Origin of the sequence: Amphritea sp. 1_MG-2023, assembly GCF_030547545.1 — a bacterium.
Taxonomy (GTDB): Bacteria; Pseudomonadota; Gammaproteobacteria; order Pseudomonadales; family Balneatricaceae; genus Amphritea.
On record NZ_JAUOQE010000027.1, the window covers coordinates 1 to 25748 of the forward strand.

A 25748-nucleotide genomic window follows, 5' to 3' on the forward strand; every position below is an offset into this window, starting at 1 on the left:
TTAACATTTTTCGACGTACAACCAGTATGCCTGTAACGGTTGCCTTGATCTCCAGCTTCTCTGTACGCCAGAGGCGTCATTGACTTATTCGCACCTTCCCTAATCTCTCACTCAATATTTGCATCGTTTGATAGTTTATGAAAAGCTTTCCATAAACACAGTACAAGGACGTACAATATGAACTTTCCTTTCATTGGCCAGCGCTGCCAAGCTATTAGTTTTCATTACCATCGTACACGCATCGAACGGTCTTCGGGCATCAGCTTAAATCGCAATAGCTATCGGTCTTTTCCGCGCTTGGTGCTGCTCATTAGTCTATTGTTGGCTGCTCTTGGGTTGGCGGATAAAAGCGTTGCTGAAAAAAGCGTGGCCAACAAACCTAAACTACAGTTGGCGACGGTTTATCATGCGGGCCTCGATATCCATCATTATTGGGTGAGTGAGAAGCTCGATGGTGTACGGGGGTATTGGGATGGTCGGCAACTTTTGACGCGGCAAGGTTATCCTATTGATGCACCGGATTGGTTTACCGAGGCGCTGCCCGAGCAACCACTGGATGGTGAGTTGTGGATGGCACGAGGGCAGTTTGATGCGTTGTCTGGATTGGTTAGACGTAGCCACATCGAGGGGCAGCCGGATGCGCTAGATGACTGGCGTCGGGTGAAGTTTATGCTGTTTGATCTGCCACAGTTTCCCGGCACTTTTAGTCAGCGTTTAGCGCAATTACATGATCTCGTCGGTAAGGTGGATCGACAATGGATTCAGGTGATCGAGCAACGGCGAGTCGTCAGTGATAGCGCGTTAATGACGTGGTTAGACACGCTGGTGGCTGAGGGTGGTGAAGGGCTAATGCTGCATCACGAGGATGCTCTTTATCATCAGGGGCGCAGTCATCAGCTGTTGAAACTGAAATTATGGCAGGATGCCGAAGCTAAGGTGATTGGGCATCAACCGGGGAAGGGTAAGTATGTCGGTATGCTCGGTGCCTTATTGGTTGAAACACCAACGGGGGTTCGCTTTAAACTCGGCAGTGGCTTTAGCGATTTACAACGGCAGCATCCGCCTAAAATTGGTAGTATAGTGACCTACAAATATACCGGTGTCAGTGCTAAGGGTGTGCCACGTTTTGCCAGTTTTATGCGGCTTCGTCAGCCTTAAGTAATGGCCTAGAAGACAGAGATGCGAATGAGCGATGAATAGTATTGAATCATTACATCAGATTCTGAGTTTTGGGACGTACAGAGAGCAGGCTTTTGTTTGTTTAGCTACTGAGGGAAGGGCGTTAGACTGTCAGTCGATCACGGCAACCAAACAGCACCTGATGACGGTGTTGGAGAAGTATTTGTGTGGAGATATCAGTGCCGATGATCTTGAAGAGTGGGCGTTATTTATCGAGTGCCGTGATGATATTCAGTGTGAACCGATAGAAGACTATGTATATGCCTTGGCAAACCCTTCGTTGATGGGAGAGATTGGTCAGTCCACCATTGTTAGCATGTTACAACTGTTGAAATTGGTTTAAGCAAAAAGCATCTGCTTGACGCTATGGGCGTGTTAGATCGCCTTAAGCTGAGCGGTTTCGGCTGAGTTGTCAGTGTTTGGTTTGGTTTGGATTGTTTCGTTTAAATACCGCACTCTTTCACCGCCTGTGTGAACAATACCCTGAAATGTTTATGATTTTCCTGATCAATATCACCCGCGAGATGAGTCGTGAGATTAGCCATCTTGATCAACTAGTTGCCGATAAAAGCGGATAACCGCCTTTTTCCAAGTGGCGCTCCAAACGCACTGTTTATGTAGCGAGCGACGCCCTCGTCGCGATTGAACCGCAAAACAAATCTATCGCCGTGAGGCACCCAAAGGGCATGCCAGCACGGCTCCTACAGATTATTCCTTAGCACCGCACCGATGGTGTGGATAGAATACCCACTCGGCCTTGTAGCGAGCGACGCCCCGTCGCGATTGAACCGCAAAACAAATACATCGCCGTGAGGTACCCAAAGGGCATGCCAGCACGGCGCCTACAGATTATTCTTTAGCACCGCACCGGTGGTGTGGATAGGATACCCACTCGGCCTTGTAGCGAGCGACGCCCCGTCGCGATTGAACCGCAAAACAAATACATCGCCGTGAGGTACCCAAAGGGGCATACCAGCACGGCGCCTAGAAATGCATTGTTTATGTAGCGAGCGACGCCCCGTCGCGATTGAACCGCAAAACAAATCTATCGCCGTGAGGTACCCAAAGGGCATACCAGCACGGCGCCTACAGATTATTCCTTAGCACCGCACCGGTGGTGTGGATAGAATACCCACTCGGCCTTGTAGCGAGCGACGCCCCGTCGCGATTGAACCGCAAAACAAATACATCGCCGTGAGGGCACGGCTCCTACAGATTATTCCTTAGCTGTGGTTATGGATACCCGCCTTCATCGCCCTGAGGCACCCAAAGGGCATGCCAGCACGGCGCCTACAGATTATTCCTTAGCATTTGCGCTGGGTGTGGTGGGCATGAACCGTTAAAACAGTTAGAGGCTTTTTTCGATCGTCTGCAGAAAGTGCTCAATAACGTCGCTGAGTAGCCTGATTCTGCTGACTTAACTTGGAGGCCGAAGCCTCCATTATATGACGCTATATGTGCTAGGTTAGGCCAACAGAAATCCCAGTGCGATCAACGCTATAAAGGCAATGGCCGCACTAATGAGGGCGTAGGGAATCTGCGTCAGCGCGTGTTGCATCGGGGTACAACCCGAGCCCTGTGATGAGAGTACCGTGGAGTCACTGAAAAAGCAGGCATGACTACCAAAAGCGGATGCAGAGAGTAGCGCGCCGACGGTTAACGGCATCGACATATCCATGCTGATCGCCATGGGGATCACGATAGGCAGGGAGACCACAAACACACCCCAGCTAGACCCCGTAGCAAAGACGACCATGGCCATCGAAGCAAAGACTAATGCTGGTAGCATCTCTTTTGACAAATAGGGGGTTAACGAGTCGATGATATAAGGGGTCATGCCCAGTTGATCATTGATCTCTTTAACCATGAAGCCGGCACACACGACGGCAATCGGGTGGAGCATCACCTTAAAGCCATCGAGCATCGCATCAACTAGTTGCGCAAAGGATAACAGGCGTTGCCAGAAATACAGCACCATCGTGAACATTGAGGCGACCAGTGCACCGAGTAACAAATCAATTTCATAATAAACGCTGGCAGCGACTAAGACGGCCATCGGTAATAGGAAGTTGAGTAAGCCGATCCAGGGTGGGGTTTTCTTCAGTGCTGAGGTATCGAAGCCATCTTGTTGTATGCCATCGGGAATGGGCTGACCCGACTGAGCGCGCCGTTCGGCTTTTTTCATCTCGCCAAAATCCCCGAGAATACCCATCGCCACCAGAAAAACGATTAACAACGCGATCCAGCCATAGGCCATATAGGGAATCGATTCGATGTACAAGGACATCCCTTTGCCGTCCGCCACGGCACCGTTTTCTTCCAGCAGAGCGGCAAAGTAAACCGCCCAGGTTGAAACCGGGACCAGAATGCAGACCGGTGCTGCCGTTGAGTCGACTAGAAAAGCGAGTTTTTCACGGGAGATTTTATAGCGATCGGTTAGGTTTTTCATGGAGGCGGACACCGCCAGCGAATTGAGATAATCATCGATGAATACCATGATGCCTAGGGTGCAAGTCGTCAGCATGGTCGCGCGTTTGGTGGTGATGCGTTTTGCCAGTATCTCGCCGAAGCTGAGTACGCTACCGCCTCGTTCGAGCATATTAATTAGGCCACCCATCATGCCACACACCAGCACAATCCAAGCGATGGTTTCATCCATGACAACGGCCATTGAAAGGTCGCCGAGGCCGCTGATGATGTTGCTTGGGTCTAGTAGTAGGAGGCCAGCGATGATACCGGCAAAAATTGATTCCAGCGGCTTTTTGGTGATGATGGCGACGATGAGAATCAGGATGGCAGGCAGTAGGCTGTAGAAACCATAGGCCTCCCCGTCAACATGTTGATTCGACAGGTAGACAAAAAAAGCCATAATGGCGGCAAAAAAGAGTAGCCATTTTTGTGGACTGCTCTTGATGTTGGAGGCATTGGTCGTGTTGATACTGTTCATATCAAGGCTTTCGCGCGGGGCGATCTCAGTACTCATAGGGTACCTTTTCTTATCGTTATCAGTTGGTGTGCTAAAGCCTGACCCTTGATTATCCTGTGAGCCAGTAAGGGTCAGAAAAAGTGATATCTGAGGCTGCACGGCTAAAGCTTGATGCCGTGATGTCAGCCTAGGGCATGAGGCTCGGCAGAGGGGAGCCTCGTGCCGAGCGCGTGTATCAGATACCTAGTTTGTCACGCAGGTTGTAATACCAAGCACCCATGGCAGTATAGGGAATGCGTAGTGCTCGGCCACCGGGGAAGGGATATTGCGGTAAACTGGCGAAAATGTCGAAACGTTCTGCTTGACCCTTAATGGCATCACACAATACTTTGCCTGCCAAGTGAGAGCTGGTGATGCCATGGCCACTGTAGCCTTGAGCGTAGTAGATGTTTTTACCAATACGGCCAAACTGAGGTAAGCGCATCAGTGTAAGCAGAAAATTACCGGTCCATGCATAATCAACCTTGACGCCTTTCAACTGAGGGAAGGTTTTCAGCATATTCGGCACAATCAAGGATTCGATTTTGTCGGGCTCGCGCGCGCCGTAGGTGACGCCACCGCCATAAATGAGTCGACCATCGCCGGAAAGGCGGTAATAATCCAGCAGATAGTTGCAGTCTTCCACGCAGTTATCTTGTGGCAGCAGCTCTTTTTGCTGCGCTTCACTCAGGGGTGCAGTGGTGATGACTTGAGTGCCGCAAGGCATCGCTTTTTGTTCTAACTTAGGTATTAAATCACCCAGATAAGCGTTACCGGCAACAATGACAAAATTGGCGGTGACTGAGCCTTTTGCTGTTTCTAAAATGGCTTTGTCGCCCTCTTGTACTCGGGTTACTGCAGAGTCTTCGTAAATAACACCGCCGAGACTCTCGAAAGCCGCCGCTTCGCCTAACACCAAGTTGAGCGGGTGGAAGTGGCCGCCGCTGTTATCCAAGAGACCACCGGTATATCGGCTTGAACCGATATGGTCACGGATACTCTCGGCAGACAGCATTTCTAACTGTTTGTGTCCATGGGCTTCCCAAAGGGCTTTCTTTTCTTCCATCTCACGCAACTGTTTGCTGTTACACGCGGCAAAGATGCCGCCATCCTTCAAGTCACAGTCGATGTGATATTGATCGACAAGCCGACGGATGATTTGTCCGCCTTCGAAGGCCATCTTACCCATTTCGCGGCCTGTTTCATGGCCGTAATGCTTTTCAATAAAGTCGATATCACGGCTATAGCTATGAACGATCTGTCCGCCGTTTCGGCCTGAAGCACCAAAACCGATGCGGCTGGCTTCTAAAACGACCACCTTGAAGCCCTGTTCGGCGAGATGTAATGCCGATGACATGCCGGTGAAGCCGGCACCGATGACGCAGATATCAGCGCTTATGTGTTTATCTAAAGGTGCCCGCAATGCTTTATGGTTAGCAGACGCGGCATAGTATGACGTGGTATGAGATGGAGCAGTCATAGAGAAACCCTGTATTACGGACCCAATAGGGTATTGATGATAGTAGCCGAGAGGTGAGTGTGTCGCCCTCGGCTTTCATTGTGGGCCTAAGATAAGCTTTTGTTGGGCCGCAGGGCTATACCTATCAGGGGATAGATGCTTAGGGAAGGTGCGAATAAGTCAATTACGCAGAGAACATAACGGACTTATTCGCACCTTCCTTAGTTAGATGAATTCGTTGCACTGTTTGGTGGCGGGTTTTATGGGCTTTGAGCCGCATCTTCTTAATAGGATTAGTAGGGGGCCACTTTCTCGGCTCCGGCGTGGATGCTCTTAATGGAATTAATAAACATATCTCTGGCGCGGTTGGAATGTGAAGACTTTTTGGTAATGACGGCCACCCCTAAGCGGAAATGCTTGATCTTCTGAGCCACCGGTTTAAGTTGCCCTTGGTCGACATAAGGTTGAGCGATCTGTTGTGGTAAGAAGCTGATATAACAACCCGATAGCAGCATGGCTATGCGAGACTCATAGTGATAAGAGGCAACGGCTAGGTTCATTTGTGATAGTTGATGGTAGATCTCTTCATGCGGCTTAAGCCCGGCATGGACGAGTTTATAACGGTTGATCAGCGCTTCGGTGATATCTGCTTCAGGTAGGTTAAATAGGGGGTGTTCTTTACCGCAGTAAACATAGTTTTCATCGGTGAATAAGTGGATATAGTTAAGCCCTTCAAACTTACGATGATAGGGGATCATGGCTATATCGAGCTGATTATTGAGCACCATTTTTTCCATAGCCTTCATATGCTCAACTTCGATTTGAAGCTCGACATCGGGGGCTTGATGATAAAAGTGACGGATGATTTCCGGCAGCTTAAAACGAGGATCGGTACTGAAGGTGTCGCTTAAGGCGATTCTGAGTTTCCCCGCAGGATGTTCACCCAGGTTATTGATGGTGCTGCGAAATTGCTCAAGGTCATGCAACAGGTTAGCGGTCTGATCGAACACGACTTTACCTTCCAATGTTAGACTGAACCCTGCTCGGCCACGTTTGCATAGGATGATGTTTAAGCGTTTTTCCAGTGCGGCAATATGATTGCTGATGGTGGGGCGACTGATATTCAGTTCGGCTTCGGCGGCCGAAAATCCGCCACATTCGACTACCGATTTGAAAATCTTAAGTTGTTTAATTTCTATATCGCCTAGTTGGCCAAGTGCATACTTCGTCATTGCTGATACCTTGTTGGTTCCACTCAGGATTGAGTGGTCGCACATTATTCGTTGGGTATTTTACGCCTAATGCCCCATTTTACGTAAAGTAAATCAAACGTAAGAGTGGATTATTTATGATTTATCGAACGCTTATGATGTGAAACCATAGCGCTACAGAGAGTTTAATTCGCTGCATTATTATTTCAGAACACTATTACAAAACACTGGATGAAGCATGTTAAAAAACCTTAAGAAAAAACTATCCACTTCTGCTCTGGCGGTGACATTAGGCCTGAGTACTTTGGCTGCTGATGTGTCTGCTGCTGAGTATAACTGGCGTTTCAGTAACCTTTATGGTCGTGGTACGGCTTTTGGTGATGTTTACGAAAGCTTAGCGAAAAATATCGAAACTGAATCTGAAGGACGTATTAAGGTTCAGGTGCTTTATTCCGGTGAAGGTGTTGGCACCAGTGGTTTGCTGAGTGCGGTTAAATCCGGCTTGATTACCATGGGCGCTCCGTTTCAATCTATGCATGCGGGTGAACTTCCCGCGGGTGTGGTAGAGATCGGTCTGCCTGGTGGCACCGATGATCCGGCTGAATTGCAATCACTGTTCCACGACAAGGGCTGGGATAAAGTGCTGACCAAAGCTTACGGTTCGCAAGGGCTCGTGTGGCTGGAACCTTATATTCAGCCACCGGTTTATGTCATCACTAAAAAGCCTATCAACTCAGTTGCTGATTTCCAAGGTCTGAAAATTCGTGCGCCGGGTGCTTACGGTAAATTCCTGCGTAACTTAGGGGCTTCACCTGTGTCGCTGGCTTGGAGTGAAATTTATACATCACTGGCGACCGGTGTTATCGATGGCTCTATCGGTAGCAACATGATCGATCACCGCGATGGTAACCACGTTGAAGTGGCTAAATACATGTACAAACTGCCGTTGGCGGGTGCTCAGGTATTGCCGATCGTTGTGAACCGTTCGGCGTGGAAAAAACTGCCGGAAGATCTGCAAGCGGTGGTTCGTAAAGCAACCGAGCAACATGCGGCTGATCAATTGCGTTTGTCGAAACAGTGGGAAACGGAAGCGGTTACCGAAATGGAAGCTAAAGGCCTGAAATGGAGCCCCGAGCCTAGCGAAGCCGATCAGCAAGCATGGACTGAAGCGGGTGCCGGCTTATGGGATGAATATGCCGCCCAGGATAAGTACAGCAAGCAGTTGATCGAGATCCTGCGAGCCAATAGTAAGTAAGTCGTTTCAATAATACTAAAAGGGGTGCGGCGGTGCCCCTTTTTGTTGTAGGTACCTCTATGCTTAAAATAGTACTGACAAATATTTGTCTTTGTATTGATTGGCTGGTGCGACAGGCTGGCCGAGCCGCGGCTTTTATCATGCCGGTATTGGCGCTGGTCGTTGCCTTTGAAGTGTTCTCACGCTATGTCTTGGGGCAACCAACCATCTGGGCGTTTGATCTCTCGTTGTTTATGTTTGGTTATTTGGCTGCATTGGGTGGTGCTTATGCGCAACAGCAGCGAGCACATATCAATGTGGATATTCTCTATCTAAAAGTTTCTCGTCATACCCGCAGCGTCTTTAATCTCATCTCGTTCTCATTAGCGATCTTCTTTCTGATCATTATTGTGAAAGTCAGTTTTGGGAAATATGAAGAGGCGATTGAGTTTGATTATCGTCGTCAAAGTGAGTGGGCTCCGCCAATGTTTCACTTCTGGATCATGATGATGATAGCCAGCGGTTTGTTTATTGCCCAGCTGGCAAGAGATATGTTGGCAGAGCTGTATTTTCTTACGACCGGTCAAATGCTTATTGAGGCGCAGAATGATGGGAATTGAGCTGTTAACCGTAGTTCTTCTGGTATGTATTTTAGTGTTTTTTGCGCTCGGTGCTCAGGTTGGCTTAGCACTGGGTGGTATCGCTATGGCGGTGGGTTATATGACCTGGGGCGATGGCATTTTTAATGTTATTCCCACCACCTTGGAATCCACCTATTTCAGTTTTATCCTCCTCGCGATTCCGCTGTATATCTATATGGGGCAACTGTTAACTAAATCGGGCATCGGTGATGCGATGTTCAATTTTAGTCAGATGTTGATCGGCCGAGTGCGGGGTTCGCTGGCGATCAGTGTGATTGGCGTTTGCTCGATGATCGGTGCGATGGTGGGAATCATCGGTGCCGGTATTATGACCTCGGGCAGTATTGCGCTGCGGCCGATGCTCGAACGTGGTTATGATCAACGTCTGGCACTGGGTGTCATCATGGCGGGTGGTGGTTTGGGTATTCTGATTCCACCGAGTATTCCGATGATTATGTTTGCCGCGTCGACGCAAAACTCCGTGGGTCGGATGTTTTTGGGGGCGATGATGCCCGCTTTACTGACCGTGGTCATGATGGTGCTGTATGTGGCTATCAGTTGTTGGTTGTTCCCAGCGCGTGCGCCTCGGGATATGGATAACGACGATATCGTTCAGCTGAAAGGCAAAGAAAAGTTTCGTGTGGCCCGCGATGGTCTGTTTTCGATGCTACTGATTGTGGTGGTTTTGGGCAGCATTATTACCGGTATCGCAACGCCGACGGAATCCGGTGCTATCGGTGTGGTCGGCGCGTTGCTACTGGCGATGTTGTTTAAACGTTTCAAAGTACAAATGTTTTTACAGTCAGGCTTTCAAACCGCGACATTAGTGAGTGTCGCTATGTGGATTATCTTTGGTGCATCGGTCTTCAGTAATTTCCATCTATTGATGGGCGTGCAGGGGATGGTGGCTGACTTTACCGGACAGCTCGATCTACCACCGATTATGATTATCATTATGTTTCAGCTAATTATGTTATTGCTGGGCTTTATTATTGATGAGTTCATTATCGTGTTGATGTGCGCGCCGCTGTTTACGCCGATTGCGGTGTCGCTCGGTTACGATCCCATTTGGTTTGGCGTGCTGATGATTTTGAATATCCTGATTGCGGTACAGACACCGCCTTACGGTTTTGCCCTCTTCTATTTGAAGGGGATTGCACCGGCGGGTATCGGTATGTCGGAAATTTATAAATCGGTGACGCCGTTTATTTTACTCAACCTGACGGTGTTGATTCTCTGCATGTTGTTTCCAGAGATCGTGCTCTGGTTGCCGAATTTAGTGATGGGTTAAGGAGTTAGTCATGTATCGTAATATTCTTATCCCACTGGATTTGTCACATACAGAGCACGTGAGCGAGTTGGCGCAGGTCGCCACCCGCTTAGCGGCGGGTCATCCGGCTCAGCTTAATTTGTTATATGTTGATCAGAGTTTTGTGCATCGGGCGGGTGATCCTCAGTTTGATCGTGATCTGCATGAGCAACATCGTCGCGAAGCACTGCTGCAGATGGAAAATCTGCTATCTGATTTAGCGGATAATATTCAGCTGAAGAACCTTTATCGTCATGGTACGGCGCATGATGAGATTCTTGAAACCGCGACGCAAATGCAGAGTGATGTGATTGTGATGATGGCCAGTAAGCCGGGCATCAGTCGCTATTTTATTGGCTCAAATGCCGAACGGGTGGTACGTCATGCACCCTGTTCGGTGTTTATTGTTCGCGCTGATGATTCAGCTAACTGACTCAGTAAGACAGTCTGTAAATAGCTGAATAATGAGCTGATTGCTGTGACGCTTACGCCAAAGCGCTCTGAAGGTATTGGTGTAACCGTACTGTTCGGTTAGTAAGGGACGCAGGGCCTTTTCAAGACGCCAGTTCTGCACCAGATGATGAGGCAGAAATCCGAGGTAATGGCCACTCAAAATGAGAGTGGCTCGCGCCTCTTGATGGTGAGCGCAGGCTTGCTTATGCCATAGCTTCATATCGGGATGAACCTCTCGACCGGGCATTAAGCGAGGCGATTCAACAAAACGGTATTGACGTAATTCTGCGGCACTGATCTCGTCGGTACGGCTGAATAACGGATGGTCCTGCGCACAATACAAGCGCATATCCTCTTCAAACAGTTTCATGTTGGTGAGTTCGGGGTAGGGCTGATTGGTGACGGTGATACCGATATCGACTTGCTGATTGAGTAGCGCTGAAATCACATCATCAGAACTCATCGTGCTAATACGGATTCTGACATCTGGGGCTTTCACTGAGAACCGATCGAGCACTTTTAGGATCGATGAGTTATGCGCGCCGAGCATATGTTCGGCAAAGCCTAAATGAAGGTCGCCTAGAATGCGATTATGGCTTTGATTAATGGTGTTTTTGAACTGATCAAGAGCGCCGAGTAGTTCCAGTGTTGCGCTATAGACGGTTTGCCCCTGTTCGGTTAATGAGAAACCTGCTCGGCCGCGTTCACAGAGGCGCATATCGAGTCGTTTTTCTAGATCGGATATGTAATTGGAGATGGTTGAGTTAGCGAGATTGAGTTGAATCTCTGCCGGTGTGAAGCCACCACATTCAACCACCACTTTAAATACTTTCAGTAAGCGAAGATCCATATCAGCCAACTGACCGGAGAGGGCTACTTTTCTACGTCCCATCAGGGGCTCCTTGGTGATCGTTGAGTGATGATACTTTTGTTTTTGCAAATATAAATAATTGTAAATAATTATATAAGCAAAAGCTTCAACGATCTATAAATACAGTTATAACGCAGTTGGACGAGTCACTGCACGTTGGAGAGATGGAATGACAATACAGATTAAAGATTCATCGTTATTGAAAACGCAGGCCTTTATTGATGGCCAATGGGTCGATGGCGATAACGGTGAAACATTTGCGGTGACCGATCCGGCGACGGGTGAACATTTAGCGGATATCGCCAGTGTGGGGGCCGCTGAAACCCGTCGCGCTATCGCTGCGGCTGAACGGGCCATGGCGGAATGGAAAACACTACCGGCGAAGAGTCGTAGTGATGTGCTGGAAAAATGGCATCAGTTGATTATCGAAAACAGCGAAGATTTAGCGATCATCATGACCGCTGAGCAGGGCAAGACGCTGAGCGAATCCCGTGGCGAAGTCGCGTATGGTGCCTCGTTCGTTAAGTGGTTTGCCGAAGAGGGCAAGCGGGTTTACGGCGATATTATACCAACCCCGTCAGACCGTCGTGGTGTGGTGGTTAAACAGCCGGTGGGCGTGGTTGCCGCCATTACGCCGTGGAACTTCCCCAATGCGATGATTACGCGTAAAGCGGGCCCGGCTCTCGCCGTGGGTTGTGCCATCGTGTTAAAGCCTGCGGCTGAAACACCTTTATCGGCGCTAGCGCTGGTGGAACTGGCGAATCGTGCAGGGCTACCTACGGGCTTGTTTAGTGTGTTACCGGGAAGTGATGCACCGGCCATTGGTGGTGAGATGACCGCTAACCCAACGGTTAAGAAGGTGACATTTACCGGCTCGACACCGGTTGGCAAGCTGTTGATGAAGCAATGTGCGGATAGCGTTAAACGAACATCCATGGAGCTTGGCGGTAACGCTCCGGTCATTATTTTTGATGACGCCGATCTAGATATCGCCGTGGCTGGTGCGTTAACGGCTAAATACCGTAATTCTGGTCAAACCTGTATCTGTGCCAATCGTTTGTTAGTGCAGGAAGGCATCTATGATGCGTTCGTGGAAAAATTTAGCGCCGCGGTTAGTGAGTTTCGTATTGGTAATGGTTTTGCGGCAGAGACGACGCATGGCCCCGTCATTACCGAGAAGGCGGCTAAAGAGATTCATTCGAAGGTTGAAAATGCGGTTGCAGAAGGGGCGACCGTGGTGATCGGTGGACAACCCGGTGAGCAGGGCGCGTGCTTCTATCAGCCGACCGTGTTGACCGATGTCACCGATACTATGCGGGTTTTCCGTGAAGAGATCTTTGGGCCAGTGGCACCGGTATTTAAATTTAGTACGGAAGCCGATGCGGTGCGGATGGCTAATGATACTGAGTTTGGTTTGGCTGCCTATATCTATACCGAAAGTATGGGACGCAGCTGGCGCGTATCGGAAGCGATCGATTATGGCATGGTCGGCGTGAATGAAACGGCGATTAGTTCTGAAGTAATTCCGTTCGGTGGGGTTAAAGAATCGGGTCAGGGCCGTGAAGGGTCTAAATATGGTCTGGATGATTATCTAGAAACAAAATACATCTGTTTTGGCGCATTACAGCGTTGAGCTGTAAATAATGGAGAGGCGTTATGAGTAATATTATCTATCCAACAACTAACTTTAAGGCAACTGAAACCCTGACGATGGAACGGGGTGATGGTGTGTATGTTTATGATAATCAAGGTAAACAGTATATCGAAGGCCTAGCGGGGCTGTGGTGTACTTCGCTTGGTTATAACAACCGTGAGCTGATCGATACAGCGGCAGAACAGATGGGTAAGCTGTCATACTCACATATGTTTGGCGGTAAGACACATCAGGTGGCGATGGATTTAGCGGATAAACTGACCGCCATGTTGCCGGTTGAAAATGCGAAAGTGTTCTTCGGTAACTCCGGTAGTGATGCCAACGATAGCCAAGTGAAGATGCTGCGTTATTACTTTAATGCGATCGGTAAGCCCGAAAAATTCAAGATTATCGCGCGTGAACGTTCTTATCACGGTGTCACAGTTGCCTCGGCTTGTTTGACCGGCCTGCATGCCAACCATACGCATTTCGATCTGCCGTTTGAAGCGTTAGGTATTTTACGCACCGATGCACCTCATTACTATCGCGGTGCGTTACCGGGCGAGTCGGAAGAACAGTTCGTTGATCGTATTGTTAATAACCTCGAACAGCTGATCCTTAAAGAGGGTGCGGATACCATTGCGGCCTTTATCGCCGAACCGATTACCGGTGCCAGTGGGGTGATTGTGCCGCCACAAGGTTATTACCAAAAAGTTCAGGCGGTACTGAATAAGTACGATATTCTGTTCTGGGCCGATGAAGTGATCACTGGCTTTGGCCGTACCGGTAATGACTTTGGTTGCACAACCATGGGCATTGAAAAGCCTGCGATGATGACTCTGGCGAAGCAACTTTCTTCTGCTTATATGCCAATCAGTGCATCGGCTATCCGCGGCGATATGTATGAAGCGATGATTGAACCGACGACTCAGGTGGGTGTGTTTGGTCATGGCTTTACTTATTCCGGTCATCCGGTCGCTGCGGCTGTGGCGCTGAAAACCCTGGAAATTTACCAGCGGGATAACATCTTCGGTCATGCGGCGACGATCGGTGAATACATGCAGCAACGTCTGAATGAGTTCCGTGATCATCCGTTGGTGGGTGAAGTGCGTGGCGCTGGCATGATTGGTGCCATTGAGTTGGTGGCGAATAAGGCGACAGGGGCGGCCTTTGAAGGCGGTGAAGTCGGCGCTTTTGCAATTCAGTCATGTCAGAATCACGGTATGATTATTCGTGCCGTGGCCGGTAATTCGTTGGCGTTCTGTCCACCGTTGATTATGACCGTGGCACAAATCGATGAGATGATCGATAAGCTCTCGCTTGCGTTGAGTGAAACACTGGACTTCGTCACGCGTAAGGGTTTAATCGCCGCTTAATTGATATCCATCGGGCTGATTGGGAACGGGTCAGTCCGATTTTTTACCGCTGAACCTCGGTGTTGAGGTTTGTTGTGAAGCCTTGGCTTAGCGGTACCGTTCTATGTGGCAGGTTCCTCTAGGCCAGCCTCTTTTGAGCACAGATCCTTCGGGATCATCTTGTTGGGAGGTCATATTCGTATGACCTCCCTTTTTTATAGGGTTTTCCTCGTACTTATCCATATTTCTGCGGCAGTGGAATCAAGCGTTTATCGACGTTGGCTTTAGCTCGCCTGATTAAGGGTATACTCTGACCCTTATCTTTGGCCCCTTACTTTGATCGGTTTAATAGGAACGGATTTATGTCAGCACCACTTCCCGATACGTTGTCGCAACAGTTACGCCAATCCTTTGGTTTTGAGGGCTTTAGGCCAGGACAAGAGCAAACGATTCGGCAGTTATTGCAGGGGACGTCATCACTGGCTATTTTTCCCACCGGCTCGGGTAAATCACTGTGTTATCAATTAACGGCGCTCTGTTTGCCGCATTTAACGCTGGTGGTGTCACCGCTCTTGGCGTTGATGAAAGATCAGTTAGCGTTTCTGGCAGAAAAAGGGATTCCCGCCGCCAGTATCGATTCAACCCTGAGCGCGGCACAAAGTCGTCAGGTGATGAATGATATACGTCATGGCAGTATCAAGGTGTTAATGGTGTCGGTTGAGCGATTTAAAAATGAACGCTTTCGTCAGTTTATTCAATCGATACCCGTATCGATGCTGGTGATCGATGAGGCACACTGTATTTCTGAATGGGGACATAACTTTCGTCCCGATTACCTCAAGCTGCCAGCCTATCGTGAAGCTCTAAATATTCCATTGGTATTGCTATTAACCGCCACCGCGACGCAACAGGTGAAGCGGGATATGGCCAGCAAGTTTGCGATAGCGGAAGAGCATATTGTGCAGACCGGCTTTTATCGCGCTAATTTGGATCTCAGCGTTTTGGCGGTGCCAAGCAGGGAAAAAAATGCTCGCCTGCTGGAGGTGATCAAGTCGCAGCAGGGGGCGGGTATTGTCTATGTGACACTGCAGCAGCGTGCCGAACAGGTGGCTGCGTTTTTGCTGCAACAAGGTATTAACGCCTCGGCTTATCATGCCGGCTTCGATGATCTGAAACGACAACAGATTCAAGCGGATTTTATGGCTGGGCATATCGAAGTAGTGGTGGCGACAATCGCCTTCGGTATGGGTATTGATAAAAGTAATATACGCTTCGTTATTCATTATGATCTGCCCAAGTCGATCGAAAACTATAGTCAAGAAATTGGCCGTGCGGGTCGCGATGGGCTGCCATCTAACTGTATTACATTGGCTAATTTAGATGGCCTGAATACTGTCGAAAATTTTGTCTATGGTGATACTCCCGAGTTGAGTGGCATTGAATTTTTATTGAATAATATTCGTCGCGAGTGTCAAAACGGGCAGTGGGAGCTACAGCTTAACGCGTTATCAACGGCGAGTAATATTCGTCAACTGCCGCTGAAAACATTGCTGGTACAGCTAGAGCTACGCGGTGTAATACAGCCTCTCTATGCTTACTTTGCCGATTTTAAATATAAGCTGTTACAGCCCAAGGAGCAGATTCTTGAGCGCTTTGAGGGGGAACGACAAGACTTTTTGGCCGCCGTTTTTGCCAATACAGCGTTTAAGCGGGTGTGGGGCACCTTAGCGTTCGAGACGCTACTGCAACGCTACCGATGTGATCGGCAACGCATTGTGGCGGCGTTAGATTATCTGCAAGCGCAGGGCTTGATCGAGTTAGAAACCAAAAAGCTAACCGATGTGTATCAGGTCAATCAATCGCGCTTGGACGATGCGACACTAGCACAGCAATTATATGATTACTTTTTAGATAAAGAGCATAAAGAGATTGCTCGAATTGCCGCCTTGGTTAAATTTTTCGAGTTGAAAGATTGCCTGAGTCATCATTTAGCGCGCTATTTTGATGATCATCAAAGTGCCGAGCACTGTGGGCATTGTTCCGCTTGCCGAGGACAATCGGTAACGCTTGAGTACTCAGCATCTCCCTGTTGGCCTACCGATGAGCAGCTTATCCGCGATTTAGCGGCGTTACGTCAGCATTTGACTGTGCCGCTTAGCGTGGATACTCAATGTCGTTTTCTGGCGGGTATCAGTGTCCCCTTATTCACCCGACATAAAGTGCGTCAGTTGCAGGGTTTTGGTTGTTGCGAGGCGATGCGATATGCCGATATACGGGATAAAATAGCCGCGTTATTGGCTTAGACGGCGCTGCTGACAGCGCTTCAAGATAGCGGCTTTTTCAACGTTATTGGCACCGTGCCAAGCTAAAATCTCCTCGAGTGTTCTAAAGCAGCCGAGACAGGTATTTTGTTTATCTAGGCAGCAATTACGAATACAGGGCGTTTGACTGCTGACGCTTAATGCTCTGAACGGCGGATTGACCGGTGTTTTCATTTTTTTCACCTGAGAGCCGGTTGATGGTGTTTGAGTTAGCGTCAATGATATCAAGCTTGAATTAAGTAGAGACCCTATTGGCTGAGTAAGCAAGTTTCTTTTGAGAGCAATATGGGTACAAACAACGCTACCGCTTATGTGTGATGCCATTAGGCGTGAGCGAGTGTCGGTAAGCGACGGAGATCAGCTGTGCCGCTTAAGGTAGGGTGATGACGGCGCCTTGCTCTAAGCGCTGCACCCGCTGCTGCGGTAGTAACTGAAGACACTGCTGCATAATTCGCTCTTCGATGCCGGGCTTGAGGTGAGTGATCGCGATTAAGGGGTTGTAGTTAAGAGATTGTAACTGCTCTACGAGCATGGATGGGGTGAGATGGCCGCTTAATTGCGCGAGTGCGATCGATTCATCACTGAACGAGACATCAATAATCAGTAAGTTTGGTTGATGTGTGTTTAGCAGCGGGACTAGCCTCTCATTGAGGCCACTATCACCGGTAAATAACAGGCTATTAGCGTCTGCTTGAATTAGATAGCCTGCGGTCGGTGTTGGGTGTTCTGCAGGGATAACGGTAATCGTTTTATTTTGAATGTTAAAAGTATCACCCACCTGAATGGAATGCAGTCGGATAATCGGGTTTTCTTCGGGTAACACGGTGTAATCGGGCCAGATGGTCCAATTAAAAATATGCGTTTGTAGGGCGCTAATGACCTCGGGTAGAGCATAAACATGGATCGGATTACGATGCTGCTCAAAGATTGTTGCCAGCATCAGCGGTAAGCCGATAATATGATCGAGATGAGCATGAGTGATGATCACGTCACGAATATTCAATAACCGTTCCATGGTCAATAATTCTACGCCGCTACCGGCATCTAAAAGTAGCGTCTCTTCGATCAACATCGTGGTGGTTTTCAAACCTTGACCGATACCGCCACTGCACCCCAAAATTTCGATTTTCACTGATATCTCCGTTTAAGCTGCAGCATCGCTATGGTTTTTAGCGTTCATCACAGGTTTATACCACACAGGAGCGCTTCGCTTACAGCGTGAAGTGGTGATTGTATTGATTAACATTGCGGCTTTGCGCCAATCTAAGCATCTTCATTGAGTGACATTCGGCTTGCCAGTCAGCGGTTATCCATGGACACGATGAGTCGATGTTAACGCTTATCATGGAGGCTATAGCAGCCCCGGTAGGGTTGATAAATCAACATGATCAATTTGTCGAGGCGTCATATGACGCTTGGCATATTCGATATACGCTCCGCTTTCAACAAAGACGTTAAATAAACCGGCATCCAGGTGGTTATCAGTAACCATTCGGCCAATAATATTCATCGCTTGAGAAAGTAACATACCTTTTTTATAGGGTCGGTCTGGCGATGTGAGGGCTTCAAAAACATCCGCAATACACATGATTCTAGCGCGTAAGGATATGTGCTCCTCTGTCAGGCCTCTGGGGTAGCCGCTGCCATTGAGGTGTTCATGATGGTTGCAGGCGATCTCAGGTACCTGAGCTAAGTGTTTCGGATAGCTGAGGGATTCCAACATATCGATAGTGACCTTAATATGATCGCGCATCACTTGAATTTCACTCGTTAGCAGTGTGCCTTTTCGAATACATAGATTCTCGGTTTCGTCTGCCGTCAGTAGATAACGGGTGTTGCCATGATTGTCTATCCAAGAGATGGCTGCGATCTGTTGAATGCGCGCAACATCGCTGTCAGCCATAAACTCGGAACCGGTGTTACTTTGCCGTAGAAAGGCAATATCGTCATCCAGTTTTGCGCAGTCTCGCTGTAATTGCTGTTCGGCTAACTGAGCGTCTGTCGCTGATAGGCTCGCCACGCTTCTCAGATGATCGAGTTGCAGTTGCAGTTGGTATTCTCGAAAACGCGACTCGAGTAACTCGATACGATCGAACAGGGTCTGTAGCTTGGTTGCTTTATCGATGATGTATTCGGGCGAGGTTATCTTGCCGCAATCATGTAGCCAAGCGGCAATGCGAAGTTCATACATTTCTTGTTCATTAAACTGAACCTGTGCATACCGGTTGGACGTACTGTTGTTGACTGCATCGGCTAGCAACATCGCAATTTCAGGCACTTGCTCACAGTGTTTGCCCGTTACCGGTGACTTATAGTCGATAGCTCGGCCTATCAGTTGAATAAAGGATTCAAAGAGGTGTTTCTGAGCATCAATCAGGCGACGTTTGGTTAGCACGGTTGCTGCTAGTGCGGCGAGCGATTCGACTAAGTGTTGCTGATCATCGGGAAAGGTTATCACTTGATGGTTATGATCGAGAGCATTAATCAGTTGGAGAACGCCAATGATTTCACCTTCGTGATCCATCAATGGGACGCACAGAAATGATTTCGAGCGATAATTAAGCTGTTTATCAAATCGACGCGTGCCTGAAAAGTCATAGGTGTCAGACTGATAGGCATCCGCGATATTGATGGTCTCTTGTTGAATGAATGTTTGAGCGACGACCAGTTTAGAGGCTTGTTTTTGTGCATTATAAATTTCGACGGTAGGCATATCCCGAGGCTTGCTATGGATGCCGAGTGAACGATTATGCACAATGGTGAAGAGTAGTTGATTATCATTTTCGTCATCGACTGTATATAGGGTGCCGCCATCCGCATTGGTCAGAAACATACAGCCAAGGATGATGCGATCTAGCAGTTGAATATGATCTTTTTCCGTAGTCAATGCGCTGGTCAGATCTGCAAGCTGTCTGATAATGTCATGAGTATCGAGTTGGTGCATGAGTCGAACCGAGTCGTTAGTGGATAATCGACAATGTGACGTTGCGCGATTCAGCTGTCAATATTAACGCAGTAGAATGTCATCAATTTGCGTCAGAGAATGCTTTAAAGATAAAATTTTATGATCACATGAGATAAATGGTGGCGTTTTATGCGATCGTCGGTGCGATGGACGGTTAGAGAAGGTGCGAATAAATCAATGTCCGCAGAGAACATAACGGACTTATTCGCACCTTCCATAGTCGCTTGTTTAATCATTTAAGTTGCGGAGCCTTTTTATGCTGAATATGGATTTCACTCAATCCGTCACGATAGATACCCGTCAGCAAGGCTGGGTTGCTAGTCCTAAAGCGGGCGTTTGGCGCAAGCCTTTGGCTCGGGAGTTGGCTGAACAGGGGCATGCCACCAGTATTGTACGTTATGCGCCTGGTGCCGCATTCTCACCTCATGAGCATCCTAAAGGCGAGGAGATTTTGGTTTTACAGGGTGTTTTTTCTGATCAGCGAGGTGATTATCCGACAGGTACTTATTTTCGCAATCCTGAAGGCTTCAGTCATGCCCCTTTCAGTGTTGAGGGGTGCATGATATTGGTGAAGTTAGCGCAGTTTCAAGCCGATGATAAGGCGCATCGGCTGATTCAGACGCATACTGCGCCGTGGTCTTCGGTGAACGAGTCACTCGATCAACTCGAGCTTCATCGGCACCGAGATGAGCAGGTGTGTATGTGGCGTAGTCGAGAGCACGTTAATATTGATTTGAGTGATGCTCATCAGGGTTTGGAGATCTATATTATTCAGGGCGAACTCAAGGAGAATGAGCAGTGTTTCAGTGAAGGTGTTTGGTTACGTCGTCTGCGGGGGAACAGCCTGTATCAGCTCGGTCGAGATACGTTGATCTGGGCTAAGTTAAATCACTTTTGAGTCTCTATGCGAATTATTCTCAGTCGTAAAGGGTTTGATTCCTCTTCGGGTGGTTGCCCTAGCCCAATTTTACCCGATGGACGCTTATTATCGTTACCGATCCCTGATAAAGGCTCGAAAATTCGTTATCGAGATTTACAGTTAGACGGCGTTAACGCGGGTCGATTGGTGCATCAGCTCAGTCGGGCTAAAGTGAAAGGCGGACAGGGCGCGCACCTTGATCCTGATTTACAGGCAAAACATCTGCAACGTTTACCTGGTTGGCGGCCGGTATTGGGGCAAACGGGATCGGCGCAAGGGCATCTGCGTAAACAAGGCGTGATGGCTGGTGATCTGTTCCTGTTTTTTGGTCTCTTCCGTGAGGCTGAAATAGATCAGCGACGCTGGCGCTTTGTGCTGGGAAGTCAAGCGCGGCATATCATTTGGGGCTGGTTGCAGATCGATAGGGTATTGAAAGTAGATAACCTGAAGGGCAGTGATTATGCCTGGTTAAATTATCATCCTCATCGGCAGGGGGCGGCGGATAGTGCGAATACGCTGTATCTTGCGAGGGATTATTTGTCGCTTCCGGGGATGGAATCGGTGGCCGGAAGTGGATCTTTTGAGCGCTTTGATGCTCGCTTGCAGCTAACGCACGCCGCGTCAGAGCAAGCTAGTCTATGGCAATTACCGCGATGGTTCTATCCTCATCAGCGATCACCGCTCAGTTATCATACTAAGCCGGAACGTTGGCAACTGAATGCATCACATTGTTTATTGAAAGCCGTGGCTCGGGGACAAGAATTTGTGCTGTTAGCGGATGACTACCCTGAGAGTATCGCTTGGGTTGGTGAACTGTTGGCTCACAGGTGATTCATTGGGTGGCGGTGACCTGCGGTTTAAGACTTAGCGCTATCGTTTACGGGCTTGCCCTGGGGTGATCTGAAAGAAGCGTTTAAATGCGCGCGACAAGCTCGATGCATCAGCGAAACCCAGCTCATCGGCGAGCAGCGTTTGTGAAATATCTGTGTTTTGTAATAACCATCGGGCACGGTACAGGCGTCGTGAGAGGATATACTGTTGCGGTGTTTGGCCCAGCTCTCGCTGACACAGCGCGTATAAATGACTTTCACTTAGGTGAAGGGCGTGTGCCAACCTACGATTATTGGGTGGCGTGGCAAAATGCTGATCAATATAGTGATTTAGCTGCTGACGATTGAGTCGCTGGGGTTGATCATGCGTAGGCGTCGAGCGTGAATATTGCTGACATAACTGGGTTATAAACAGCGAGATCAACTGACAATTGATTTGATATTGGCGTTGCGCGTTAATCGCTTGCTTACCTTGTGTCAGTTGATGTGCGGCAAAGTCCAGCATAGGCAGCATCTCTGGCGAGAGACTGATAAATTCCGGACGATTTAAAATGGTCTCCTTAAATGACAGATTACAGCTCTGCTCTAAGGCTTGAAGGAAGGGATCGGCGGCCGCCAAATCAATCACCAGTAACTCGCTATCATCGTTTAAACCGCTGAATAGATGGGCTTCGCTATCCGGGGCAACCGCCAATATACCTGCGGCTATTTGACCGGTTTCATGGCTGAAGGCGCACTCCATTTTACCCTTAAAGCCAATCAGTATTTGCGCGAAGTCGTGGCGATGTTCACCTTGTTGGCGAGCAATAAGATTACGACGTGCGAGGCTGTGTTTCATCGATGAACTGTCCGAGTTAATTCGCGCTGTTCCAGAGTCTGAGTCAAAAAAAGACGAGTGTGGGTCAAGTTTTCAGAGTGATTAACGGTTAACATAACTTAAAACCCCGTGATAAGAGAAGCTGAAATGCAATTGAATGCAACTGAAATTCGTCAAGCACTGCCTTGGGATCGTTTGATTGCCGCCTTGAAGGATATTTTTACCAAAGAGGTCTGTGCACCCGTACGTCATCACCATGGTATTAATGTACCCAACGAGCCGCAGGCCACCTTGTTATTGATGCCCGCTTGGTTAGAAGGGGAATACCTTGGGGTGAAGTTAGTGAATGTGTTCCCGGGCAATAATAGTCGCGGTCTACCGGGGCTTAATAGTCACTATATGCTGTCTTCGGGTAAGACCGGTCAGCCGTTGGCGCAGTTAGATGCGAACGAACTCACGGCGCTACGCACGGCGGCAGCCTCGGCGATGGCATCCGCTTTTCTCTCTCGTGATGATGCCTCAACGTTGTTGATGGTGGGGGCGGGGCGAATGGCTCGTTACTTGATATCAGCACATATGAGTGTGCGCCCTATCACCACGGTGCGTGTTTGGAATCGCCATGAGTCTGCGGCTAAAGCACTCGTGGATGAACTGCTATCGCAAGGTATCGATGCGCAATTGTGTCCAGTGACTGAATTAGAAGTCGCCGCACGTCAGGCCGATATTATTAGCTGTGCCACCCTGTCCACGGAGCCATTAGTGCTCGGGGAGTGGTTAAAACCAGGGGCGCATCTTGATTTAGTCGGTAGTTTTACGCCGACCATGCGCGAAACCAATAATACCGCGTTGCAGCGGTGTCAGGTGTTTGTCGATGTGCGTGCCGGTGCGCTGAGTGAAACCGGCGATCTGATTATTCCTATCCGCGAGGGCGCGATTACAGAGTCGACTATTCAAGCCGACTTTAGCGAGTTATGTCGGGGCCATCATCGGGGCCGAGCCGATCTAAATGACTCACTCAACGTTATTACGCTGTTCAAATCTGTCGGTGATTCGAGGGAAGATCTCGCCGCGGCAGTACTCGCTTATCAACAATGTGGCGGAGTTCAATCAGAAGTGGATGGTTAAGCTGTCAATCGCTGAGTGATGAGATCGATGACTGTATTGATGTTGAGTGAGTGATCGTTATGGCATGAGGCCGTTGCGGGGATCATCTATTGGTTTCGAGGGGGAAGGATATGTCAGAGTCTGTGGCGATAATCGGCGCTGGCGTTGTCGGTTTAAGTTGTGCCCTTGAGGCGCAGCGGCAGGGTTTACAGGTGACACTGTTTGATCGTGATGCGCCGGGTTTAGGGGCTTCATTTGGTAATGCCGGTTATTTAGCCGTCGAGTTAATTGAGCCGCTGTCTAACCCGAGAACCCTTCGTGCGGCGCTATCTTTATGGCTCAATCCGAAGAGTCCGTTAGCACTACCTGTGCGTTATCTTCATCGTATAGCACCTTGGTTGATAAAATTTATGCTGGCGGCTATGCCGCAACCGTTACAGCGTAGTCGCCGGGCATTATTGCACTTGAACCGCGCATCTATTGAGGCGTGGCAACGGAGTCTTGAGGATATTGGTGCGCGCGAGCAGATGGTTAAGTCCGGCTATCTGCTGGTGTGGGAGTCTGTTCGAGGTATCGATGCCGCGCTGCAGCATCAAGCCTGGTTGCGTCAGCATGGCATTGACACCGAGCTGGTGCAGGGCGCACGTTTACTTGAACTTGAACCGGCGTTGGCGGGGCAGGTACAGCATGCCTTGTTTTTCCCCGAGGCTTATCGAGTACGAGATCCACAGACATTATGTCAGCACTTATTTACGGCCTTTATTGAGCGCGGTGGGCAGTTTATTCAGCAGCGAGTGACGCAGCTAACACCGAGCGTCAATGACATCAGCGTGACGACCGCAGATGATGCTTATTGTTATGATCATACGCTGATTTGTAGTGGTGCTTGGAGTCGAGCACTGCTCAATCAGGTGGGTATTGATGTACCGTTAGAAGCGGAGCGAGGTTATCACTTGACGCTGCCGAGGGCGGGTTCATTGTTGCGTCATCATGTCGGCTCTGCTGAGCGTCAGTTTGTTATGGGGCCTCTCGATTGTGGTTTGCGTATCGTCGGTATGAGTGAGTTGGGAGGGCTGACGTTACCACCGATTAAGCGCCGCTTTGAGCTATTGCGTCATCATAGTCGGCAGTTGTTACCGACATTGAATCAGGAAACCTTAGCGCAGAGTGAATGGATGGGATACCGCCCAACATTGCCCGATTCTCTGCCCGTGATTGATCAGCATCCAGACTATCCTCGGTTATGTTTTGCCTTTGGTCATCAACATCTCGGTGTCACTCAAGCGGCGATCACCGCAGAACTCATGATACAGTTAATGCAACAGCGACAGACAACGCTGGATATGAGCGCCTTTAGCGTGACACGTTTCTGAATGGCGTTAACGCAGATGATGCGGCTCGACTCATTAGCACTCGATGCTGACAGAGGCTAATCTATAGCGAAAAGGGTTACCTTCAAGGGGATATCAATGAAGCAGTTATTGTTGGTGGCGCACGCGCCATCGGAGAATACTCGACTGATGGCTGAGGCTGTCTTGCGTGGCGCCAATCATGCTGATATTGAAGCAGTGCAATGTCGCTGGTTAACCCCCTTGAATGCCACGCCAGAAGATCTTCTGGGATGTGACGCGATCATTCTGGGCACAACTGAAAATCTGGGTTACATGAGCGGAGCCCTGAAAGATTTTTTTGATCGTTGTTATTATCCCTGCTTAGCACAAACAGAGGCATTACCTTGTGCTTTATATGTGCGAGCAGGCCACGATGGAACCGGCACCTGTCGTGCAGTTGAAACCATTTGTACGGGCTTACGTTGGCGCTGGATTCAGCCACCTCTGGTGTGTCGAGGTGATTGGGATCATGTTTTTTTACAGCAGTGTGAGACGCTAGGCATGACAATGGCCGCAGGGCTTGATGTGGGTATTTATTGATCTGGATAGGGTTTTGGCTGGTTAATAAATAGTCGCTTTTATTGTGCATCGCACAATGTATGCATTATACTTAGGTCTGAATATTTTTCTGTTAAGAGGCCTAGCTATGAAACAATCGGTGTTTACCGGCGTCGCGTGTGATGATCGACGTATTGCCAATGAATTACAGGCGATGGGTTATTACGATGAATATGGTAGCGAAAAAAGCTCACTGATGAGCACTTTATTGACCGCGGTGAGTGGCTTTATTACCTGGATGCGCTGGAAAGGCGAAGTCGGTGTTTATGGTTGTCGCGTGGGGGCCGATTATGCCCGCTATATGGAAGCAAAAGTTAACCTGTAATAGGCACCCAGCTCTATTTGCAAACTGAAAACCGCTCTGTTGAGCGGTTTTTTGTTTTTGCGTATCCCGTCACTGCGCTGACTATTTTATTTTCAAACTTATGTTTGACTCCTAAGATTTTTGTCCTAAGCTTTTTCTACCGGTTTCGAAACGAGCGTTTAAAATCGAGCGTTTAAAAATCATTAATTAAGAGTTGTTGCTAAGAATT

The 25748-nt window shown here is 48.8% G+C and carries 23 protein-coding genes; 15 read left to right on the forward strand and 8 right to left on the reverse strand.

Features of this window, described 5'->3' with window-relative positions:
- Positions 1-177: 177 nt before the first annotated feature.
- Together Q4488_RS13800 and Q4488_RS13805 are read left to right on the forward strand one after the other, a co-directional pair.
- Entirely contained in the window at positions 178-1158 is a 981-nt protein-coding gene (locus tag Q4488_RS13800) for a DNA ligase (RefSeq protein WP_303581063.1), read from the forward strand.
- Positions 1159-1192: 34 nt separating this feature from the next.
- Positions 1193-1522: a hypothetical protein gene (locus tag Q4488_RS13805; RefSeq protein WP_303581064.1), complete on the forward strand. Its 330-nt coding sequence runs from the start codon at positions 1193-1195 to the stop codon at positions 1520-1522.
- A gap of 1122 nt (positions 1523-2644) precedes the next feature.
- On the opposite strand, the gene Q4488_RS13810 is transcribed toward Q4488_RS13805, so the two are convergent.
- The 3 genes from Q4488_RS13810 to Q4488_RS13820 all read right to left on the reverse strand — a co-directional run bounded on the left by Q4488_RS13810 (position 2645) and on the right by Q4488_RS13820 (position 6835).
- Positions 2645-4162 (reverse strand): Na+/H+ antiporter NhaC family protein, encoded by a 1518-nt coding sequence (locus Q4488_RS13810; RefSeq protein ID WP_303581065.1) that lies wholly within the window; start codon positions 4160-4162, stop codon positions 2645-2647.
- A gap of 178 nt (positions 4163-4340) precedes the next feature.
- Positions 4341-5624, reverse strand: a complete 1284-nt coding sequence (locus Q4488_RS13815; RefSeq protein WP_303581066.1) for an FAD-binding oxidoreductase — start codon at positions 5622-5624, stop codon at positions 4341-4343.
- Positions 5625-5896: 272 nt separating this feature from the next.
- Positions 5897-6835 carry a LysR family transcriptional regulator gene (locus tag Q4488_RS13820; RefSeq protein WP_303581067.1) on the reverse strand — a complete coding sequence of 313 codons (939 nt, stop codon included), beginning with the start codon at positions 6833-6835 and terminating at the stop codon, positions 5897-5899.
- Positions 6836-7052: 217 nt separating this feature from the next.
- On the opposite strand from Q4488_RS13820, the gene Q4488_RS13825 reads away from it, so the two are divergent.
- The 4 genes from Q4488_RS13825 to Q4488_RS13840 are packed head-to-tail and all read left to right on the forward strand — an operon-like array spanning position 7053 to position 10431.
- The gene (locus Q4488_RS13825; protein WP_303581068.1) at positions 7053-8069 is read left to right on the forward strand and encodes a TRAP transporter substrate-binding protein; all 1017 of its coding nucleotides are present in this window, start codon (positions 7053-7055) and stop codon (positions 8067-8069) included.
- 59 nt (positions 8070-8128) lie between these two features.
- Positions 8129-8668: a TRAP transporter small permease subunit gene (locus Q4488_RS13830; RefSeq protein ID WP_303581069.1), complete on the forward strand. Its 540-nt coding sequence runs from the start codon at positions 8129-8131 to the stop codon at positions 8666-8668.
- Positions 8658-9980, forward strand: coding sequence for a TRAP transporter large permease subunit (locus Q4488_RS13835; RefSeq protein WP_303581116.1), 1323 nt, complete (start codon positions 8658-8660; stop codon positions 9978-9980). Before Q4488_RS13830 ends, Q4488_RS13835 begins: the two co-directional genes overlap by 11 nt.
- Positions 9981-9990: 10 nt before the next feature.
- Positions 9991-10431 (forward strand): universal stress protein, encoded by a 441-nt coding sequence (locus tag Q4488_RS13840; protein ID WP_303581070.1) that lies wholly within the window; start codon positions 9991-9993, stop codon positions 10429-10431.
- Here Q4488_RS13840 and Q4488_RS13845 read toward each other — a convergent pair.
- Positions 10420-11343, reverse strand: coding sequence for a LysR family transcriptional regulator (locus tag Q4488_RS13845; RefSeq protein ID WP_303581071.1), 924 nt, complete (start codon positions 11341-11343; stop codon positions 10420-10422). The two genes, Q4488_RS13840 and Q4488_RS13845, sit on opposite strands and share 12 nt — an antisense overlap.
- A gap of 148 nt (positions 11344-11491) precedes the next feature.
- Here Q4488_RS13845 and Q4488_RS13850 point away from each other — a divergent pair, with 148 nt between their 5' ends.
- From Q4488_RS13850 to Q4488_RS13860, 3 genes are all read left to right on the forward strand, one after another.
- Positions 11492-12955: an NAD-dependent succinate-semialdehyde dehydrogenase gene (locus Q4488_RS13850; RefSeq protein ID WP_303581072.1), complete on the forward strand. Its 1464-nt coding sequence runs from the start codon at positions 11492-11494 to the stop codon at positions 12953-12955.
- A 23-nt stretch (positions 12956-12978) separates the two neighbouring features.
- On the forward strand, positions 12979-14331 hold the full coding sequence (locus tag Q4488_RS13855; RefSeq protein ID WP_303581073.1) for an aminotransferase: 1353 nt from the start codon (positions 12979-12981) through the stop codon (positions 14329-14331).
- 341 nt (positions 14332-14672) lie between these two features.
- A complete protein-coding gene (locus tag Q4488_RS13860; protein ID WP_303581074.1) occupies positions 14673-16613 on the forward strand; it encodes an ATP-dependent DNA helicase RecQ in 1941 nt (646 codons plus the stop codon).
- Here Q4488_RS13860 and Q4488_RS13865 read toward each other — a convergent pair.
- From Q4488_RS13865 to Q4488_RS13875, 3 genes are all read right to left on the reverse strand, one after another.
- Entirely contained in the window at positions 16602-16805 is a 204-nt protein-coding gene (locus tag Q4488_RS13865; RefSeq protein WP_303581075.1) for a DUF1289 domain-containing protein, read from the reverse strand. The two genes, Q4488_RS13860 and Q4488_RS13865, sit on opposite strands and share 12 nt — an antisense overlap.
- 196 nt (positions 16806-17001) lie before the next feature.
- Positions 17002-17763 (reverse strand): 3',5'-cyclic-nucleotide phosphodiesterase, encoded by a 762-nt coding sequence (locus tag Q4488_RS13870; protein WP_303581076.1) that lies wholly within the window; start codon positions 17761-17763, stop codon positions 17002-17004.
- Positions 17764-17982: 219 nt separating this feature from the next.
- Positions 17983-19575 carry an HD domain-containing phosphohydrolase gene (locus Q4488_RS13875; RefSeq protein WP_303581077.1) on the reverse strand — a complete coding sequence of 531 codons (1593 nt, stop codon included), beginning with the start codon at positions 19573-19575 and terminating at the stop codon, positions 17983-17985.
- A gap of 277 nt (positions 19576-19852) precedes the next feature.
- On the opposite strand from Q4488_RS13875, the gene Q4488_RS13880 reads away from it, so the two are divergent.
- Both Q4488_RS13880 and Q4488_RS13885 read left to right on the forward strand, forming a co-directional pair.
- Positions 19853-20494 carry a cupin domain-containing protein gene (locus Q4488_RS13880; protein ID WP_303581078.1) on the forward strand — a complete coding sequence of 214 codons (642 nt, stop codon included), beginning with the start codon at positions 19853-19855 and terminating at the stop codon, positions 20492-20494.
- Between the two features lie 6 nt (positions 20495-20500).
- Positions 20501-21346: a hypothetical protein gene (locus tag Q4488_RS13885; RefSeq protein WP_303581079.1), complete on the forward strand. Its 846-nt coding sequence runs from the start codon at positions 20501-20503 to the stop codon at positions 21344-21346.
- Positions 21347-21385: 39 nt separating this feature from the next.
- Here the strand turns inward: Q4488_RS13885 and Q4488_RS13890 are convergent, their stop codons facing one another.
- On the reverse strand, positions 21386-22183 hold the full coding sequence (locus tag Q4488_RS13890; RefSeq protein WP_303581080.1) for an AraC family transcriptional regulator: 798 nt from the start codon (positions 22181-22183) through the stop codon (positions 21386-21388).
- Positions 22184-22309: 126 nt separating this feature from the next.
- Here Q4488_RS13890 and Q4488_RS13895 point away from each other — a divergent pair, with 126 nt between their 5' ends.
- The 4 genes from Q4488_RS13895 to Q4488_RS13910 all read left to right on the forward strand — a co-directional run bounded on the left by Q4488_RS13895 (position 22310) and on the right by Q4488_RS13910 (position 25540).
- Positions 22310-23287: an ornithine cyclodeaminase family protein gene (locus Q4488_RS13895; protein WP_303581081.1), complete on the forward strand. Its 978-nt coding sequence runs from the start codon at positions 22310-22312 to the stop codon at positions 23285-23287.
- Positions 23288-23397: 110 nt separating this feature from the next.
- Positions 23398-24639 (forward strand): FAD-binding oxidoreductase, encoded by a 1242-nt coding sequence (locus tag Q4488_RS13900; RefSeq protein ID WP_303581082.1) that lies wholly within the window; start codon positions 23398-23400, stop codon positions 24637-24639.
- A 96-nt stretch (positions 24640-24735) separates the two neighbouring features.
- Positions 24736-25197: a flavodoxin family protein gene (locus Q4488_RS13905; RefSeq protein WP_303581083.1), complete on the forward strand. Its 462-nt coding sequence runs from the start codon at positions 24736-24738 to the stop codon at positions 25195-25197.
- Between the two features lie 106 nt (positions 25198-25303).
- A complete protein-coding gene (locus tag Q4488_RS13910) occupies positions 25304-25540 on the forward strand; it encodes a hypothetical protein (protein ID WP_303581084.1) in 237 nt (78 codons plus the stop codon).
- Positions 25541-25748 lie beyond the last annotated feature (208 nt).